A 513-nucleotide genomic window follows, 5' to 3' on the forward strand; every position below is an offset into this window, starting at 1 on the left:
TCGGAGAAAAGTAATGAAGCGAATTATGTTATTCCTAGCAACTAACCTAGCTGTTGTGCTGGTTCTTAGTGTTGTTCTGAATATTGTTTACGCGACCACTGGAATGCAACCAGGCAGTCTGTCTGGTTTACTTGTCATGGCAGCTGTATTTGGCTTTGGTGGCGCATTGATTTCGTTAATGATGTCAAAGGGCATGGCACTACGCTCAGTTGGCGGCATGGTGATTGAAAGCCCACGTAACGAAACAGAGCATTGGTTGCTTGAGACGGTAGGCCGTCAAGCGCAACAAGCGGGCATTGGTATGCCAACAGTAGCGATTTATGATTCTGCAGACATCAACGCATTCGCGACAGGTGCTAAGCGTGATGATTCACTGGTTGCTGTATCGACTGGTCTTCTACACAACATGACGCGTGATGAAGCTGAAGCTGTTCTGGCGCACGAAGTGAGCCACATTGCGAATGGCGACATGGTCACGATGACGCTAATGCAAGGTGTTGTGAATACGTTTGT

Annotated in this window: 1 protein-coding gene; it reads left to right on the forward strand. The window is 47.8% G+C overall.

What is annotated here, in order from left to right; all coding sequences use genetic code 11:
• Window positions 1-13: 13 nt before the first annotated feature.
• On the forward strand, window positions 14-513 hold a 500-nt coding region (htpX, locus tag R8O11_RS31390), incomplete at its 3' end, for a protease HtpX (RefSeq protein WP_318195413.1).

This window comes from Vibrio sp. 1288, assembly GCF_033344475.1.